This window comes from Kribbella sp. NPDC050281, from assembly GCF_040655855.1.
In the GTDB taxonomy this organism is placed as follows: domain Bacteria; phylum Actinomycetota; class Actinomycetes; order Propionibacteriales; family Kribbellaceae; genus Kribbella.
This window is the reverse complement of record NZ_JBFAKS010000014.1, coordinates 141,854-158,574: the sequence shown is the minus strand read 5'-3', so window position 1 is coordinate 158,574 and position 16,721 is coordinate 141,854. Positions and strand designations below refer to the sequence as shown.

At 67.7% G+C, this 16,721-nt stretch carries 15 protein-coding genes; 3 read left to right on the top strand and 12 right to left on the bottom strand.

Features of this window, described 5'->3' with window-relative positions; translation table 11 throughout:
• Positions 1-69 precede the first annotated feature (69 nt).
• The 10 genes from AB0I34_RS17735 to AB0I34_RS17690 all read right to left on the bottom strand — a co-directional run bounded on the left by AB0I34_RS17735 (position 70) and on the right by AB0I34_RS17690 (position 10,400).
• Positions 70-252, bottom strand: a complete 183-nt coding sequence (locus tag AB0I34_RS17735) for a hypothetical protein (RefSeq protein WP_360446221.1) — start codon at positions 250-252, stop codon at positions 70-72.
• Positions 253-261: 9 nt separating this feature from the next.
• The gene (locus AB0I34_RS17730) at positions 262-1,656 is read right to left on the bottom strand and encodes an amidase (protein WP_360446219.1); all 1,395 of its coding nucleotides are present in this window, start codon (positions 1,654-1,656) and stop codon (positions 262-264) included.
• Entirely contained in the window at positions 1,656-1,859 is a 204-nt protein-coding gene (locus AB0I34_RS17725) for a hypothetical protein (RefSeq protein WP_360446217.1), read from the bottom strand. The genes AB0I34_RS17730 and AB0I34_RS17725 overlap by 1 nt, the downstream gene beginning before the upstream one ends.
• The gene (locus AB0I34_RS17720; RefSeq protein WP_360446215.1) at positions 1,860-2,855 is read right to left on the bottom strand and encodes an ABC transporter ATP-binding protein; all 996 of its coding nucleotides are present in this window, start codon (positions 2,853-2,855) and stop codon (positions 1,860-1,862) included.
• Between the two features lie 23 nt (positions 2,856-2,878).
• The gene (locus AB0I34_RS17715; protein WP_360446213.1) at positions 2,879-3,841 is read right to left on the bottom strand and encodes an ABC transporter permease; all 963 of its coding nucleotides are present in this window, start codon (positions 3,839-3,841) and stop codon (positions 2,879-2,881) included.
• Complete coding sequence (locus tag AB0I34_RS17710; protein WP_360446211.1) at positions 3,838-4,782, bottom strand: ABC transporter permease; 945 nt, start codon at positions 4,780-4,782, stop codon at positions 3,838-3,840. Before AB0I34_RS17710 ends, AB0I34_RS17715 begins: the two co-directional genes overlap by 4 nt.
• A gap of 3 nt (positions 4,783-4,785) precedes the next feature.
• Positions 4,786-6,396, bottom strand: a complete 1,611-nt coding sequence (locus AB0I34_RS17705) for an ABC transporter substrate-binding protein (RefSeq protein WP_360446209.1) — start codon at positions 6,394-6,396, stop codon at positions 4,786-4,788.
• 1 nt (position 6,397) lies between these two features.
• Positions 6,398-7,426, bottom strand: coding sequence for an ABC transporter ATP-binding protein (locus AB0I34_RS17700; RefSeq protein WP_360446207.1), 1,029 nt, complete (start codon positions 7,424-7,426; stop codon positions 6,398-6,400).
• Between the two features lie 119 nt (positions 7,427-7,545).
• Positions 7,546-8,841 (bottom strand): MFS transporter, encoded by a 1,296-nt coding sequence (locus AB0I34_RS17695; protein WP_360446205.1) that lies wholly within the window; start codon positions 8,839-8,841, stop codon positions 7,546-7,548.
• Positions 8,838-10,400 (bottom strand): amidase family protein, encoded by a 1,563-nt coding sequence (locus AB0I34_RS17690; RefSeq protein ID WP_360446203.1) that lies wholly within the window; start codon positions 10,398-10,400, stop codon positions 8,838-8,840. Before AB0I34_RS17690 ends, AB0I34_RS17695 begins: the two co-directional genes overlap by 4 nt.
• A gap of 657 nt (positions 10,401-11,057) precedes the next feature.
• Between AB0I34_RS17690 and AB0I34_RS17685 the strand changes: the two genes are divergently transcribed.
• On the top strand, positions 11,058-11,753 hold the full coding sequence (locus tag AB0I34_RS17685; RefSeq protein ID WP_360446201.1) for a response regulator transcription factor: 696 nt from the start codon (positions 11,058-11,060) through the stop codon (positions 11,751-11,753).
• 113 nt (positions 11,754-11,866) lie between these two features.
• Positions 11,867-13,078 carry an alpha/beta hydrolase gene (locus AB0I34_RS17680; RefSeq protein WP_360446199.1) on the top strand — a complete coding sequence of 404 codons (1,212 nt, stop codon included), beginning with the start codon at positions 11,867-11,869 and terminating at the stop codon, positions 13,076-13,078.
• A gap of 43 nt (positions 13,079-13,121) precedes the next feature.
• Here the strand turns inward: AB0I34_RS17680 and AB0I34_RS17675 are convergent, their stop codons facing one another.
• Together AB0I34_RS17675 and AB0I34_RS17670 are read right to left on the bottom strand one after the other, a co-directional pair.
• Complete coding sequence (locus AB0I34_RS17675) at positions 13,122-13,421, bottom strand: hypothetical protein (protein WP_360446197.1); 300 nt, start codon at positions 13,419-13,421, stop codon at positions 13,122-13,124.
• Between the two features lie 35 nt (positions 13,422-13,456).
• Entirely contained in the window at positions 13,457-14,266 is an 810-nt protein-coding gene (locus AB0I34_RS17670; RefSeq protein ID WP_360446195.1) for an MBL fold metallo-hydrolase, read from the bottom strand.
• 163 nt (positions 14,267-14,429) lie between these two features.
• Here AB0I34_RS17670 and AB0I34_RS17665 point away from each other — a divergent pair, with 163 nt between their 5' ends.
• Positions 14,430-16,718: an arylsulfatase gene (locus AB0I34_RS17665; protein WP_360446193.1), complete on the top strand. Its 2,289-nt coding sequence runs from the start codon at positions 14,430-14,432 to the stop codon at positions 16,716-16,718.
• The last annotated feature ends 3 nt before the right edge of the window (positions 16,719-16,721 follow it).

Genomic DNA, 16,721 nt, shown 5'->3' with positions numbered 1-16,721 from the left:
CCACCAGGCCGGACGCGGTGACCTCGCCGGATCGCAGCGATGCGAGTGCAGCGGAGATCGTCCGCGCGGTCATGGCCGCGCGGAGAAGATCAGGCCCGGTTCTTCGTAGCGGGCGGCGGTGACGGAGTACACCAGCGCGGAGTTCTCCCGGGCGGTGCCGAAAGCCGTTGCCATCGGCACCAGCTCGGCCTCGGCCGGCTCTACTCCGGCGAGCGCGAGCACGGTCGCCAGAGGTTCTGATTCGTTGCTCATAGTGTCCTTTCAGGCCGCGAGGGCATCGACCGGCGGTACGGCGAGGTGCCAGTCGCTGACGCGTTGCAGTGCGTCGGCGACCTTCAGCACGGTGGCTTCGGCGAACGGTTTGCCGACGATCTGCATCGACAGCGGCAGCCCACTGCTGGAGAATCCGGCCGGTACGGCGACCGCCGGCAGGCCGGTGAGATTCCACTGGCCGGTGTAGCTGGGGGTCAGCAGGCGCTTGCTCGGTGACAGCCCGGCGGCAGGCTCAGCCGGTACCGGCGCGGACGGCGTGATGATCACGTCGTAGCTCGTGAACAGCTCCGCGACCTGGCGGGAGAAGAACCGGCGGAATCGCTGCGCCTGGGCGACGTCACCGGCGGTGTAGAAGGCTCCACGGGCGAGCGTGGGCCGGGTGTGGACGCCGTAGTCGTTCCAGCGGTTGACGAGATCGTTGCGGTGGTAGGCGTACGCCTCTGAGACCATGATGATGTGGTTCGCGTCCTTGGCCTCGGCCGCGTACGGGAGGTCCAGTTCGGTCGAGGACGCACCGAGCCCGACCAACTGCTTCACGGCCGTGAGCACAGCGTCGTGCATCTCCGGATCCAGCTGCTCGTGGTCGAAGAAGTACGGCATCGGCAGTGCGATCCGCAACCCGTCCACTGAACCGTCCAGCAGTTGCGTGTAGGCCGGGACCGGCTGCTGCGCGGAGTTGGGATCAGTCGGGTCGTATCCCGCCATCACCTCCAGCAGCGCCGCGCAGTCCCAGGCGCTGCGTGCCATCGGGCCGATGCTGTCCAGGCTGAAACCGAGCGGGACCACCCCGCTCTTCGGCACCCGGCCGAACGTCACCTTCAGGCCGGTGTGGCCGTTCACGGCAGCTGGGCTGCGGACCGAACCGCCCGTGTCCGTGCCGAGCCCGCCAAGAGCGAGGCCGGCCGCGACGGCGATTCCGGTGCCGGAGCTGGACCCGGCCGGCGTGTGGTCGACGTTCCAGGGATTGTGCGGGACCAGGAAGCGTTTCGTTGCGTCGGGCAACCCGCAGGCGAACTCACTGGTGGTCGACTTGCCCACGAAGACTGCGCCGGCATCACGGAGCCGGGCCACGACCGGAGCGTCCGTCCCGGCTCCCCAGTCCTCGGCGAGCACGTGGCTGTTGGCGGTGGTGGGTGCGCCCTTCATCGCGATGATGTCTTTGATCGCGAGCGGGATGCCCTGCAACGGACCGCGATCGTCCCCGGCGGCCAGGGCCGTGTCGGCCGCGCCTGCTTGCTCGAGGGCCGCGTCCGCGGTGATCTCGACGTACGCGCCAAGAGCGGGGTTGAGGGCGACGGCGCGGTCCAGGATCTGCTGGGTCAGTGCGGTAGAGGTGAGGCTGCCGTCGCGCAAGGCGGCTGCTGCGTCCTTGATGGTGGTCATCAGGCGTCCTTTCCGGCGGAGTAGAAGTCGAGCGGGTCGAAGCGGATCGCCGGCTCGTCGGGGTCGAACTCGGGCCGGTACAGCGCGTCGGCCGCCTGTCGCATCAGCGGGTAGTCCCGGATGAACGTGGCCAGCTCGCTCTCGGAGACGGTGAGCTGGGCAGCGGCCAGGATCGCGGGGACGACCTCTGCGGGTGTGGACATTCAAACCTCCTGCGGGTGGGGGAGTGGTACTGCGGAGTCGGCGTACAGGTGGCAGGCGACCGTGCGGCCCTCGGTGACGGCGACCCGCGGCGGTGCGACCTGTGCGCAGACATCCATCGCGAACGGACAGCGGGTACGGAACCGGCAGCCGCTCGGTGGATCGATCGGACTGGGGATCTCGGTGCTGTCGGTGCTGTCGACCGGGTCGTCGCGGGTGCTCTGGGTCGGGTCGAGGGCCGGGATCGAGGACAACAGCAGTTGGGTGTAGGGGTGTTTGGGGTTGTCGTAGAGCTCCTGCGCATCACCGCTCTCGACCACCTGGCCGAGATACATCACCGCGACGTCGTCGCTGATGTAGCGCACGACATTGAGATCGTGGCTGATGAAGACGTAGGTCAGCCCATACTCCTCCTGCAGGTCGCTGAGCAGGTTGAGCACCTGTGCCTGGATCGACTTGTCGAGCGCCGAGACCGCCTCGTCCAGGACGACCAGCTTCGGTTGCAGGGCCAGCGCCCGCGCGATGTTGACTCGTTGCCGCTGCCCACCACTGAGCTGGTGCGGATAGTGCGACGCGTACGCCGCGGGCAGACCGACGTCCCGCATCACCTTCGCGACCCGCTCCGCGATCACCGTCTTCGGCACGCCCTGGACCTGCAGCGGGAACCCGATCGACTCGCTGATCGTGGCGCGCGGATTGAGCGCCGACGACGGGTCCTGGAAGACCATCTGCATCCGCTGCAGCTCGGCCGGCGTACGGCGTTTGCCGGTCAGCACCTGTTTGCCGTCGAAGATCATCTCGCCGTCGTCGGCCAGGTGCAGGCCGACGATCACCCGGGCCAGGGTGGACTTTCCGCATCCGGACTCGCCGACGATGCCGAGCGTCGTCCCCGGCCGGACCGTCAGCGAGACGTGGTCGACCGCGGACAGCCTGGCCCGGCGTCCGCCGGCCCGGACGTGGAACTGTTTCGAGACGTCGATCAGTTCGAGCAACTCCATCGGGGTTCTCCTTCCGCACCGGCTCAGAGCCGGCTGTCCATGGCTTCCCGCAGCGCGTCGCTGGCCAGGTTGAAGGCCACCGAGGTGAGGAAGATGAAGAAGCCGGGCACGATCGCGACCAGCGGGGCGACGCTGACCATGCCGCGCAGGCTGTTCAGCATGTAGCCCCACTCGGGCGCCGGCGGCGCCGAGCCGAGGCCGAGGAAGCTCAGGCTGGCCGCGATGATCATCGCCACGCCGACCAGGCCGGAGGAGTAGACGATCACGTCGTTCAGCACGTTCGGCAGCACCTGGGTGCGGGCGACCCGCAGCCGGCTCGCGCCGCTCAGCCGGGCCGCCTCGACGAACTCCTGGACGACGACCCGGCGGGTCGCGGACTCGGCGACCCGGGCGACGGGTGGGATGAACACGATCGTGACCGCGATGATCGTGTTGGTCAGGCCCGGACCGAGCGAGGCGCCGACCGCGATCGCGAGCAGGATCGCCGGGAACGCGTACAGCATGTCCATCGCCCGCATCAGGACCGTCCCGACCGCGCCACGTACGATGCCGGCGGTGACGCCGATCGCCGTACCGATCAGGGCCGCGCCGAGCGTCGGTACGAATCCCGCGAGCAGTGACAGGCGGCCGCCGTACAGGACTCGGGCGAGCATGTCACGGCCCTGCTCGTCGGTGCCGAGGAGGTGGCCCGGCGAGCCGAGGTTCTGCAGCCGGTCGAGCGGCTTGCCGAGCAAGGGGTCCGCGCTGGTGAGCAGTGGGGCGAAGATTGCCCCGAGCACCAACAGCAGAACGATGATCGCGGCAACCACTCCGACCTTGTTGGCGACGAACCGGCGCAGCGTCGCTCGCCAGAAGGATGTCGGTCGTTCGCTGGTCCGGGCCGCGTTCCACTCGTCCCGGCGGCGCGCGGCCTCTTCGCGGTCGGCGGCCGTCGTACTCGCGCCGAAGCTCTTGTCGAGCAGGGTCGGAACCACTGTCTCGCTCATGCGACCGCTCCTCTCACCCGTGGGTCGATCCAGGCCTGCAGCAGGTCGACGACCAGGTTGACCAGCACGAAGGTGACCGCGATGACCAACGTGGCGCCCTGGACCACCAGCAGGTCCCGGGCCGAGATCGCGGTGAACACCAGCAGACCCATCCCCGGCCAGCGGAAGATCGTCTCCACCAGCACCGAACCGCCGAGCAGGGCGCCGATCTGGACGCCGGAGGTGGTGAGCACTGGCGAGATCGCGTTCCGCAGGATGTGCCGCCGGACCTCGCGCTCACTCAATCCCTTGGCCCGCAGCGTTTCCACGAAGTCCGCCCCGGCCACGTCGACGATGCTCGCGCGGGTCACCCGGGCCGTGATCGCCATGGTGATCAGTGACCCGGACAGCACGGGCAGCACCAGACTTCGCAGTGCCATCAGCAGTCCCGAGTCGAGGTTCGCACCACCTGACGGCAGGAGCCGCAGCCCGCCGGCGAACACCGCGAGCAGGATGATCGCCAGGAAGAACGACGGGATACTCAAGCCGGACAGGCTGAGTACGCCGGTGATCCGGTCGATCAACGAGCCGCGACGCGTCCCGGCGACGTACCCGAGCCAGAGGCCCAGGCTGATCCCGAACACGGCGGAGACGACTGCCAGGACGGCCGTGTTGCCCCACGCCTGCATGAGCAGGTCGGTAACGTCGCGGCGGCGCTGGGCCGAGTACCCGAGATTGCCCTGGAGCGCGTCACCCAGCCAGTGCAGGTACCGCAGTGGCAGCGGGTCGTTGAGCCCGAGCTCATCGCGGATCGCCTGCCGCTCGGCGGCAGACATGTCGTCGCTGACCAGCGAGGCCTCCGCCGACCCGGGCAGCACGTTCATCAGCAGGAACACGATGACGGAGACGCCGAACAGGATCGGCACCGCCATCCCGATCCGAAGTACCACGACACGCAGCATGGGTCAGTCCTCCTCGACCGAGATCTGGGTGAAGTCCACCCACCACGACTGGGGCTGGACGTAGCCGTGCACTTTCGGGCTCAGCACCCGCAGGTTGAGGTCGTGCATCCAGAAGAGGAAGTACGCGTTCTTCAGCGCGACATCCATCATCTGCTGCAGATACCGGTACTGCGCCGCGACGTCGGGCTGCTGACTGGCCGCGGTGAGAGCGGCGTCGATCGCGGGGTCGCACAGGCCGGTGGCGTTCGGCAGTCCGCCGGGGCGGTTGCAGAAGTAGGTGGCGCTGTAGCCGGTCGGCATCATCCCGGCGGCGGGGGAGGCCCAGAGGATGTCGATATCGCTCCACTGCTTGGCGTTCAGGCCGTCCAGACCGATCGAGATGATCGTGTTCCACTCCAGCGGCCGCAGATTCGTGCGGACCCCGATCGCGGCGAAGTCGGCCTGCAGCTTCTGCATCATGGTGTCCGGATACATGTTCCCGGAGCCACCGGTCGGATAGGCCATCGTGATCGTGAGCTGACCGGGTTGATAGCCCGCGTCGGCGAGCAGCCGCCTCGCCTTCTCCACGTCGTAGCTGTAACCCTGCGTCTTCTTCGTGTACGACGGGTTGCCGTCGTACACGTACTCGGTCGCGGGATAGCCGACGTTGTTCAGCAAGGCGGCGGTGCCCTGGCGGTCGAGGGCGTAGTTCAGTGCCTGGCGCAGCTCGAGGTTGTCCTTGAAGGGTTTCCGGAACAGGTTGAACCGCGGCATGATCCCGTGCGGGTACTTGCCCATCTCGATCTGGTAGCCCTCGTTGCGTAACTGCTGGACCGAGTCGGGTGACGGGACCTCTGCCCAGTCGACCTCACCGGATTGCAGCATCGACAGTCGTGAGGCGGCTTCGGGCTGCGGATAGAGCACGATCCGGCCGAGCTTGACGGGGCCACGCCAGTAGTCGTCGTTGCGGGTGAGCTCCATCTCCTCGCCGTCGACGTACTTCGTCATCCGGAACGGACCGGTGCCGGAGGCATGCTTGTTGTAGTCGTTGTTCCCGTACTTCTTCACCACCGCCGGGCTGGGGAAGAAGATGCCGGCGAGATCCCACGGCAGCCACGCGTAGGGCTTGGTGGTGGTGATCTGGACGGTCCGGGCGTCCACCTTGCGCCAGGACTTGAAATACCGGAACGCCGCGGCCGCACTGGCTGCGGACTTCGTGTCGTAGTACTGGGAGGTCTTGGTGCGTAGGCGATCGAACTGGAAGATCACCGCGTCCGCGTCGAACGTCGTACCATCGTGGAAGTGGACGCCCTGACGGAGCTTGAAGGTCCAGGTCGTCAGGTCCTTCGACGGCATCCAGGACTCGGCCAGTGACGGCTGCGGAGTCGGCAAGGTGGCCGACTGGTTCAGATTCAGCCGGGTCAGGCCGTCGTAGATGTTGTTGCCGACGAACCGGTACCCCTCGTACCCCTCGTTCGGTGGGGTGGACGGGAACGGGATGTTGCCCGCGGACATGGCGATCCGGAGCTCACCACCGGCCGGCGGCGGTCCACTCGCGGCCGCCGCCGTACACCCGGCCAGTACGACGAGCAGCAGCGCGAGGAGAGCGTGTCTGATGCGTGGGCGGAGATGCATGTCAGGACGCCAGTGCGGTCTCGCCGTGGACGAGCAGGCAGCTGCTCGAGTGGCCGTCGTTCACTGTCTTGGCCGTCGGCCGGCTCTCCCAGCAGGCGCCGACCGCGTAACCGCAGCGGGGCGCGAAGGCGCAGCCGGGCGGCAGTTGGTCGAGGCTCGGCGGCGCCCCCGGGATCGCGTTGGGCCGACGATCCTGCCCGGCCCGGACGTTCGCCTCGATCAGTCCTTCGGTGTACGGATGCGATGGTGCCGTGAGCACCTGGACGGCGGAGCCGTGCTCGACGAACCGGCCGGCGTACATCACCGCCACCTCGTCGGCGAGCTCGGCCGCGACGCCGAGGTCGTGGGTGACGATGACCAGACCCATGTCGATGTCGCGCTGGATCTGCCGTAACAGTCGCATCATCCGGGCCTGCACCGTGACATCGAGCGCGGTGGTCGGCTCGTCGGCGAGCAGCACCGTCGGCCGGCCGGCGATCGCCATCGCGATCACCACTCGTTGCCTCATGCCGCCACTCAGCTCCGATGGGTACGCCTTCAGCCGGGCGGCGGCCGACGGGATCTGGACGAGCTCGAGCAACTCGAGGGCCCGCAGCCGGGCCTCGGACCTGCCCAGACCCTCGTGGTGCTTACGGATCGCCTCGACCAGTTGCTTCTCGATCGTGTAGACAGGGTCCAGCGCGGTCAGGGGATCCTGGAACACCATCGACACGTCACTGCCGCGGGCCGTGCGGCGGTCCCGAGGTGACATCGTCTGCAGGTCCCGGCCACCGACCGAGATCTCGCCGGTGATCAGGGTGGTCGGCGGGTTGATCCCGATGATCGAGCGCAGCATCGCGCTCTTACCGCTGCCGGACTCGCCGATCACCGCCAGCACTCGGCCGCGCGGCACCGTGAACGACACCCCGTCGACCGCGCGGACCGCGCCGTACCGGCTGCGGAACTCGGTGACCAGGTGACGCACCTGTAACGCGGGCGAGATCGCCGGCGTTGTTTTCCCGACCTGTCGGGTTTGGGTCAGCATCGACATTGTCGTGTTCCTTCCAGGGGATTTCTCGACCGTCTCCGGCGCGTATTCAGCGGAGTGAGGACGGGGCCCGAAGCCCTGTCGTAGAAGGAGTTCCAGGTTCAAACTATGGCGCTGATGTTTCAGTGGTCGACGACTTCGGTATCTCGTTCGTAAACGATTCCCGGAATCGTGCCGGGGGAATTCGCCAGTATTACCGGACGGGACCGGACGACCATCATGGCGACCGCTCCGCCCGCGGCCGCGGCGGCCAGCAGGCCGAGCGTGCCGGCCAAGCCGATGGCCCGCATCGGGCCGACGTGCTCGGCCAGCATCCCCAGCACTGGAGCGCCGAGCGCACCGCCACCGAGGAAGAACGTCAGGTAGACGGCCACGACCCGCCCGCGTAGCGCCGGCTCGGCGGTCAGCTGAACGGACGTGTTCGCCAGTACGGCGAACGACATGAACATCCCGCCGCAACAGACCAGCGCGATGCCGAAGGCAACCAGCACCGGCATCAGCGAGGCGATCACCAGACTGCATCCGAGTGCCGCCGCGGCACCGATGACCCAGCGGTACCTCGGCATCCCGCTGGTCGATGCTGCCAGCAATGCTCCGGTGAGACCACCGACCGCGAGGCACGACGTGATCAGGCCGAAACCGACTGCTCCGACATCGAACACTTCGGTCGCGACCAGCGGCAACACCACCTGCAGGCTGTTCGCTCCGACGATCCCGATCACGCCGGCCAGCACGATCACCGTTGCCAGCACAGGATCACCGGCTACTTGCCGCAGGCCCGCTACTAGTTGCCCCCGGCTCACAGGTGAGCGCGGCACCTGGCGTAGTTCTGAGCGGTCGATCCGCGACAGCGCGATCAGGATGCCGGCCGAACTGATCGCGTGCAGCGCGAAGATCAGCGGCGTACCAGCCACGCCGATCAGGAGGCCCGCGATCGCCGGCCCGATCAGCCGGGCGACGTTGAACGAGGCCGAGTTGAGCCCGATCGCGTTCACCACCCGATCGGGGCCGACCAGCTCGGACACCACCGCCTGCCGGGCCGGGATGTCGAACGCCGTGACGATGCCCATCGCACCGGCCAGCACCCAGACCTGAACCAGGGTGAGGATCCCGAGGCCGTCGAGGACCGCCATCACCACGCTGCCCAGCCCGACCAGACCTTGGGTCACGATCAAGACCCGGACCTTGTCGACCCGGTCGACCAGGGCCCCGGTGGCCAGGCCCAGCAGCACGGTCGGAAAGAACTGCAGGAAGGTCGCGATGCCGAGGGCCAGACCGTCGCCGTGACTGAGCACGACGACGGCCCACGCCTGCGCGGTCCGTTGCATCCAGACCCCGATGTTGCTGACCGTTCCACCCCAGAAGAAGTTCCGGTAGTTGCGAACCTGCAGCGAACGGAAGATGCCTCGGTTGGTCATGCGGCCTCGACTGCGAGCCATTCCGTGAACGGGACGGCCTCGCTGAACGCGTGCGCGGCGCGCAGCAGCAGCGCGTCGTCGAACATCCGGCCGACCAACTGGATGCTGACGGGCAGCCCGTCGCGCTTCTCGCACGGCACCGCCAGCGCGGGATGGCCGGTGAAGTTGAACGGCCGGGTGTTCGCGACCGCGCTCTGCGAGACGGGGCTCTGCAACGCGAAGTCCAGCGCGGTGATTCGGTCGTCGATCGGCTCGAACTGCGGTGCCTGGGTGATCGTCGTCGGCATCACCAGCAGGTCGACCTCGGACAAGACCTGGTCGTACGCCGCGATGAACGCCGGCCGGACGTTCTGCGCCTTCGCGTACAGCCGGCCGGCCCAATAGCGGCGACTGAACTCGCCGGCCATCAGCGTGAGCAGGCCCCGCGGATCCAGTAGTTCCTGGTCGTGCTGCCAGGCCCGGGTGATCGCTGCGATCGTGTCCTCGGGGTAGTAGGTCCGAGTGAACGCGCCGTAGAACCCGGAGCCGCGGACCGCCAGCGCGGCCTCAGCCGACAACGCCATCTGCGCCGCGCCGATGGTCAGGTGCTCCGGCACGGACACTTCGGTGACGACCGCGCCGAGCTTCTCGTACACCTCGATCGCCTGCTGGACCGAGTCCGTCACGGCCTCGGTCGCGCCGAGGAATCCTTCCCGCAGTACGCCGATCCGCAGTCCTTCGATTTCGTTGGTCAGACCGCTCGTCGCGTCGTACCAGTCGGGTACGTCGCGGGTCTGGCGCGGATCGAGTCCGTCGTACCCGGCGACGGCCTCGAGGGCGAGGGCGGCGTCGCGCACCGACATCGTCATCGGGCCGGTGTAGTCGATGCTCTGGTCCGAGCCGAAGCCGATGCCGAAGTGGGAGATCAGGCCGAAGGTCGGCTTGTGCCCGACGGTGCCGGACCAGGCGGCCGGGATCCGGATCGAGCCGCCCTGATCGCCGCCGAACGAGATGTCCACCTCGCCGTCCACCAGTGCGGCCGCGGATCCGGACGACGACCCACCGGTGAGGTGCAGTGGGTTGTGCGGGTTCAGTGGGCGGCCGTAGTCCCCGACGCCGCCGCCGAAGCCATAGCCGCCGGCCAAGCCGTTCATCACGTTCTTTCCGACCACCGTCGCGCCGGCTTCCAGGGCACGCTGAACGACGGTCGCATCGAAGTCGGGCACGTGGCCGGACAGAGCGTGCGCGCCGAAGGCCATCGGCATGCCGGCGACAGCGGTGTGATCCTTGTAGCTGACGGTCTTGCCGGTCAGGATGCCCTCGTCACTGCCCGCGACCGAACACTTCCAGGTCCACGCGTTGTGCGGGTCCTCGTCCGGGCCTGGGCGGTAGCCGGGCTCGCGGGCGCCCGGGAACCGCGGTGGCCGGACCTCGGCGGCGCGGGCCTGGACGAAGTCGTCGAATTCGGCGAGCATCCGGGTCAGATGGCGGCGATAGACCTCCGCCTCTTCGCTGCTGAGCTGGGTGCCGAGCCGTTCGGCGGTTGCCTGGAGCTCGGGTAGATCGGGAACTCGATGCATGGCGGCCTCCTCGATCGTCGGATGATCGACGGTCGCGAGCCCGGGTTACATCACCGGCCCAGTTGCGTTCGCACCGTGTTAAGCGGGTTCGTCTCGCGCCTGACCCGTCCCTGACCTGCGCGGATGCCCCGGCAGCCGGTCAGCAACGCGGCCCCACCGCCGAGCCAGCGCCACGATTCTCGCGGTTGGACGTCCTGCGACCCACGCGCCGGCTTCGCGGCCGGGATCGTGACACCAGGTGACCGAGCGCTTGTGTGGGCGATTCCTGCTAGCGGGTAGTGATGATTCCCGCCAGCATGCCCAGCGGAGGAGTGCTCACTGCGACGACATGGCCACCCTTGCCGCGGGATGCTCCTGGGGTGCGAACACTCTGCAGTCCTGACCAGTTGAAGGACCGCTTCGAAGCCGAGGCGGTTCCGCTTCGGCCGCGGGGCAACTAGACCGGCGGACCCGGCGGTCTTGAGTACTCACCCCTCCCCGCCGGGTCCGCCGCTCCACCGCCCGGATTGGACGACGAAACCGTGAGAGGTGCGAGATGCGCTCGAGACACCGGCCTACGGGCTTGTGTGGAGCGCGGGGCACCCGGTGACTTGAGGTCACCTGCAGCACGGGATTCCGGATGGCTGCGGGCGGGAACGGATCGGGATACCCTTTGTCATGGCGACCGGGCCGTCCCCGCAGCACCGGCACAGCAATGGTGCCGTTGTCACGCGTGTGTTGTTGGCCGAGGACGATGTCCTCCTTCGTGAGGGCCTGGCCAGCCTGCTGCAGCGATCCGGGTTCGAGGTGGTCGGGCAGACCGGCGACAGTACGTGGATCCTTCCGATGGTGCGCGAGCTGAAGCCCGACCTGGTCGTGCTCGACATCCGGATGCCGCCGACGTACACCACCGACGGACTGGATGCCGCGCGGCAGATCCGCAGCGAGATTCCGGAGATCGGCATCCTGGTGTTGTCGGCCCACGCCGAGGTCGAGGATGCGATGGAGCTGCTCGCCACCGGTCAGCGGATCGGTTACCTGTTGAAGAGCCGCGTGACGGATGTGGACGAGTTCATCGACACACTGGAGCGGATCGTCAAGGGTGGATCGGTCATGGACCCAGCTCTGGTGCAGGAGCTGGTGACCGCGCGGCGCCGTGACGACCCGCTGGCCGGTCTCAGCGAGCGGGAGCACGAGGTGCTTGCGCTGATGGCCGAGGGACGGTCCAACGCAGGCATTGCCCGGCGACTGTGGGTGACCGAGGGCACCGTGGAGAAGCACGTCCGGCACATCCTGTCCAAGCTGAGCCTGTCGGAGACCGACGACGACCACCGCAGGGTCCTCGCAGTGGTCACCTTCCTCGAGACACGCTGACCCGACGAGTTGCGCTTCCGTATCGTCTGGCAGCCGAAGTCATTCCAGCGGGGGATCGAGGGTCCGTCGCGTGGTGGATTCTTGATGACGAGGGCTGCGCGCAGGGTAGTTGCATGAGTTTGGTTTCACGTCGCACTGTTCTTGCTCTGGCCGCCGGTGGGGCGGCCGCCAGCGCTATGCCGCAGGCCGCGCAGGCGCGGTCTGCGGCTCGTTCGGCACCGTTCCGGTTGACGCTGCCCGAGCCGACCGGTCGGTATCCGATCGGGACGACCGCGCTGCACCTGACCGATGCTGCGCGGAAGGACCCCTGGACGCCGGTTGTACGACGAGAGCTGATGGTCAGTGTCTGGTATCCGGCGTTCCCCGTCGGCCCGAGGGCGCCGTACGCGCCATCGAGGTCGGCCGGTCCGCTGGCCGCCGACGTCTCGGGCACCCTGGGGCTGCCCGCGGGAAGCATCGACTACGCCGGTACGCCGACTCATGCGCACGCTGATGCGCCGGCGCTTGGGCACCACCCGGTTGTCCTGTATTCGCCGGGAGCGGGTACGTCGCGCATCCTCGGCACCCACCACGTGGAGGATCTGGCCAGCCGCGGGTATGTCGTGGTGGCCATCGACCACACCGGCGAGGCGCCGGTCGAGTTCCCTGGCGGACGTGTGGCTCCGGTTGTCGCCGACAGCAACAATCCGCGCAGGACGGTTGCGGTCCGGGTCGCCGACATCCGCTTCGTGCTGGACAGCCTGGCGGATCTGGCTGAGTCCGAGGAGGCGCCGGGCCGCCTTGCCCGGGCGCTGGATCTCCGGCGAATCGGGATGTTGGGCTACAGCCAAGGCGGGTTCGCCGCCGCCGAAACGATGCTGCAGGATCACCGGATCAGGGCCGGGGTGAATCTCGACGGCACACTGCAATACGGTTTCCCGGACGGTGAGCTGAGCGAATCGGCCAAGCAGGGGATCGATCGGCCGTTCCTCCTGTTCGGCGCCCAAGGGCATGCACACGTGCCGAATCCGGAGTCGCCGCTCAACGACCCGTCGTGGACCAGTTTCTGGAACGCTCAGAGCGGTTGGAAACTCGACCTCGAGATCCCGACCGGCACCCATGGCTCGTTCGCTGACTATCAGTTCTCCGTCCCGGCGATCGCGGCGAAGTTCGGTCTGCCGCCTGCCCAGATCGCGGGCCTCCTTGGCACCGTCGATCCTGCGGCGAGCATCCGCGCGCAGCGCGCCTACCTCGGCGCGTTCTTCGACCAGTTCCTCCGCAAGCAACCACAACCGCTACTCCGCCGCGCCAGCCCGAAGTACCCACAGGTCATCTTCCACCCCTGACACCACGACTTCTTCACGGACCGTACAGATCGGCCGGTCCACGCTACGGAAGGTGGCGGTTGATCCAGCGCAGGAATGGGCCGAGGACCGGCCGGTTGTGCCAGTCGTGGGCGATCACCCAGTCGCGTGAGCGCCGTACGCCGGTTCGTAGCCTCGTGGTCGCCGTCGGTCTGAGTTGGTCTTCGCGTTCGCCGGCGCGCTGCTTCACATCGAGGACGCATGCCAGACAGATCCCGACCTCCGGATGAGCGCCCAACCGCACCAGCTCGCGCTCGTCGTACTCCCTGTCGCAACACCAACACTTCGTCGGCGACGGCTGTGCCGTCTGTTCGTTCGTAGTCACCGAATCATCATGTCCCCAACGCCACGCGAGGGAGCTCAGGTGAGCCAGCGTCGGCCTTGGCCGGCCAGGACCCGGCCGAACTGCAGTTCGGGGAAGTGGGCGCCGGCGCCCAGAGTATTGCCGTCCTCCAGTTCACGGAACAGTCGCTCGCGAACCTGCTGGGCGAGTTCGGGATCGACGTCACCCATTGACCGCCAGGTCGGCTCGTCCAGCTGGACCGGGCAGATGATCGCGTCGCCGAGCAGCAGCGCGCGACTCGTCCCGGAGGAGACGATGACGCAGAGATGGCCGGGCGTATGGCCGGGCGTCATGGTCAGGGTGATGCCTGGCGCGACTGTGGTGTCGCGATCGACCAGGCGCAGGCGGTCGCCGCGATCCGAGGCGATCCGGAGGCCGTGCCGGATGTGTTCGCGCATCGCGTGCGCCGGGTCCTGCGCGAAGTGGTGCCAGTCGCCCGCACCGATCCAGATGGCGGCGTTGGGGAACATCGGCTCGGCGTCGAGGTCGAAGAGCCAGCCGCAGTGGTCGGCATGAAGATGGGTGCAGATGATGTCGGTGACCTGCGACGGGCTGACGCCGACGGCGCGGAGCCCCAGCGGCAACTGCCCGCCGATCAGCAGCCGCCGAGGACTGGCATCGGCGATATCCGGTCCCATGCCCGCGTCGACGAGAACCGTCCGGTCCTTGGTTCGCACGAGGAAGCAGCCGATCGGCAGCCAGGCCATGCCGTGGCGGGTGAAGAGGTCCTCGTGGCCCTCGGCGCGCGCGTGGTCCCCGAAGTACGCGGGCGAAGCCCTGAAAACGCCGTCGGTGACTGGGTGGATGTCGATCTCACCGATCCGCATGATGCTCCCTGTCGTTGGTCACCTACCTACTCTTACTCCGCATCTGCACGGGGATGCCGTCTTGGGCCGAATCATCTCTTGTGTGTGATGCAGGCGTGTGTGGCTCGCCGTAGGTTCCGAGTCCTATGGGTGGGTCTCGCGAAGTGCTGGGAAGGCGGGGACGATGGCTGAGGTTCCGGATGCGGCTTCGATTGACCGGCGGGTGCTGCCGCCGCCTGATCCGTCGTTCCATGGTGAGATCCGAACGGCGTTTGCGGACTCGTCGCCTGACTTCCCGGAGCCGTTGAAGCCGCCGGCGGGTGCCCCGAACGTGTTGCTGGTGATGGGTGACGACATCGGTTTCGGGCACATGAGCGCGTTCGGCGGGCCGGCGCGTACGCCGGTCTTCGATCGGTTGGCGCGGCACGGCCTGAGCTACACGAACTTCCACACCACTCCCGTCTGTGCGGCGTCGCGAGCCGCATTGCTCACCGGGCGCAACTCCCATGCCGTGGGGATGGGCAGCGTGCCGGAGGCGTCGGCCGGGTTCCCGGGGTACAACGCCTCCGTTCCGCGCAGCGCCGCCACGGTGCTGGAGATCTTGCGCCTGAACGGATACGCCACGGCGTGGATCGGCAAGACCCACCTGACCCCGATGCACGAGATCACTGCCGCCGGGCCGTTCGACCGGTGGCCGATGGGCATGGGTGCGGAGTACTTCTACGGGTTCTTCGGTCCCGGTGTGAGCCAGTGGCATCCACCGCTGTGGGAGAACGGCACGCCGCTGGAACCGCCGAGGACACCCGAGGAGGGGTACCACCTCGAGGCCGACATGGCCGATCGAACCATCGGCTGGATCCAGCGACAGAAGTCCATCCAGCCCGACAAGCCATGGATCGCCTACTACGCCCCGAATGGGCACAAGCCGCCGGTGGGCGTGCCCAAAGAGTGGATCGAGAAGTACCGGGGCGAGTTCGACGACGGCTACGACGTACTGCGGGATCGCATCATCGCGCGGCAGAAGGAGCTGGGAATCGTCTCTGCCGACACCGAACTGTCGCCGTGGCCCGAGGCGCTGCCGTCGTGGGATGAACTCAGCGACAAAGACCGCTTGGTCGGTGCGCGCTGGATGGAAGTGTTCTGCGGCGCCGTCGAGCACACTGACCACCAGGTCGGGCGCATCGTCGAGGCGGTCGACCAGCTGGGCGAACTGGAGAACACCCTGGTCATCTTCATCGCGGGCGATAACGGCCCAACGCCCGAGGGCGGCCTGCACGGCGCGATGAACAAGCTGACCTACTTCAACGGGCTCACGGAGTCGCTGGACGACCTTGTGGAGCGCCTGGACGAGTTCGGCGGCCCGACCTCGCACGGCTGTTATCCCGCCGCGTGGGCCTACGCCACCTCGACGCCGTACACGTACGGCAAGATGGTGACGTCGGGCGGCGGGTGCAGCACGGCAGTTGTCATGTCTTGGCCGACGGGTATCACCGACCGGGGCATCTTCCGGCGGCAGTTCCATCACCTCATCGACGTCACGCCGACCATCCTCGAAGTGGTGGGCGTGCCGGAGCCGACACAGGTGAACGGCATCGACCAGATGCCGATGCACGGCGTGAGCATGGCCTACACCTTCGACGACGCCACCGCGCCGGACCGGCACACGACGCAGTACTTCGAACTGACCGGCAGCCGCGCCATCTACCGGGACGGCTGGTGGGCCGGCACCCGCCACGGACTCGACGGCGTGACGGCCGCCGCCAAGCAGGTGGTGCCGTTCGACGAGGACGCGTGGGAGCTCTACGACCTGCGCAACGACTTCGGCCACGCCACCAACCTGGCGGCACAGCACCCGGAGCGGCTCGCGGAACTCCAGGCGCTGTTCGACCACGAGGCGCGCACCTACAACGTCTACCCGATGGTCAACAACGCCTTCGAACTACTGACCGCCAAACGGCCGCGACTCGTCTCCGGCAACCGGGCCACCTACAGCGCCGGCACGATCCGGCTCCCCGAGGACGGGGTCATCGACATCAAGAACCGTTCCTTCTCCGTCATCGCCGACGTGGACAACCCCGACGGCGACGCCGAGGGCATGCTCGCGACGATGGGCGGCGAGACCGGTGGATTCGCCTTCTACGTGCTGGAGGGTACGCCGACCTTCCAATACAACTGGCTCGGGAAGGAGCACTACACGATCACGTCAACGGAGGCGTTGCCCAAGGGACCGTCAACCATCCGCTTCGACTTCGCCTACGACGGCGGCGGCCCGGGCAAGGGCGGCACCGGCACGCTGCGACTCGACGGGCAAGCCGTCGGCAACGGCCGGATCGACAGGACGGTCCCGGTGTACTTCTCGACCGACGACACCTTCGACGTCGGCGAGGACTGGGGCACACCCATCTCGCCGGCCTACAAACCACCCTTCCGCTTCACCGGCACCCTCAAAGCCGTCACCATCGAAGCCCAGTAGAGC

What these genes read in the sequence shown, in the direction of transcription:
- AB0I34_RS17735 (WP_360446221.1), bottom strand. Translation starts at nt 252, where the DNA reads ATGAGCAACGAATCAGAACCTCTGGCGACCGTGCTCGCGCTCGCCGGA.
- AB0I34_RS17730 (WP_360446219.1), bottom strand. Translation starts at nt 1,656, where the DNA reads ATGACCACCATCAAGGACGCAGCAGCCGCCTTGCGCGACGGCAGCCTC.
- AB0I34_RS17725 (WP_360446217.1), bottom strand. Translation starts at nt 1,859, where the DNA reads ATGTCCACACCCGCAGAGGTCGTCCCCGCGATCCTGGCCGCTGCCCAG.
- AB0I34_RS17720 (WP_360446215.1), bottom strand. Translation starts at nt 2,855, where the DNA reads ATGGAGTTGCTCGAACTGATCGACGTCTCGAAACAGTTCCACGTCCGG.
- AB0I34_RS17715 (WP_360446213.1), bottom strand. Translation starts at nt 3,841, where the DNA reads ATGAGCGAGACAGTGGTTCCGACCCTGCTCGACAAGAGCTTCGGCGCG.
- AB0I34_RS17710 (WP_360446211.1), bottom strand. Translation starts at nt 4,782, where the DNA reads ATGCTGCGTGTCGTGGTACTTCGGATCGGGATGGCGGTGCCGATCCTG.
- AB0I34_RS17705 (WP_360446209.1), bottom strand. Translation starts at nt 6,396, where the DNA reads ATGCATCTCCGCCCACGCATCAGACACGCTCTCCTCGCGCTGCTGCTC.
- AB0I34_RS17700 (WP_360446207.1), bottom strand. Translation starts at nt 7,426, where the DNA reads ATGTCGATGCTGACCCAAACCCGACAGGTCGGGAAAACAACGCCGGCG.
- AB0I34_RS17695 (WP_360446205.1), bottom strand. Translation starts at nt 8,841, where the DNA reads ATGACCAACCGAGGCATCTTCCGTTCGCTGCAGGTTCGCAACTACCGG.
- AB0I34_RS17690 (WP_360446203.1), bottom strand. Translation starts at nt 10,400, where the DNA reads ATGCATCGAGTTCCCGATCTACCCGAGCTCCAGGCAACCGCCGAACGG.
- AB0I34_RS17685 (WP_360446201.1), top strand. Translation starts at nt 11,058, where the DNA reads ATGGCGACCGGGCCGTCCCCGCAGCACCGGCACAGCAATGGTGCCGTT.
- AB0I34_RS17680 (WP_360446199.1), top strand. Translation starts at nt 11,867, where the DNA reads ATGAGTTTGGTTTCACGTCGCACTGTTCTTGCTCTGGCCGCCGGTGGG.
- AB0I34_RS17670 (WP_360446195.1), bottom strand. Translation starts at nt 14,266, where the DNA reads ATGCGGATCGGTGAGATCGACATCCACCCAGTCACCGACGGCGTTTTC.
- AB0I34_RS17665 (WP_360446193.1), top strand. Translation starts at nt 14,430, where the DNA reads ATGGCTGAGGTTCCGGATGCGGCTTCGATTGACCGGCGGGTGCTGCCG.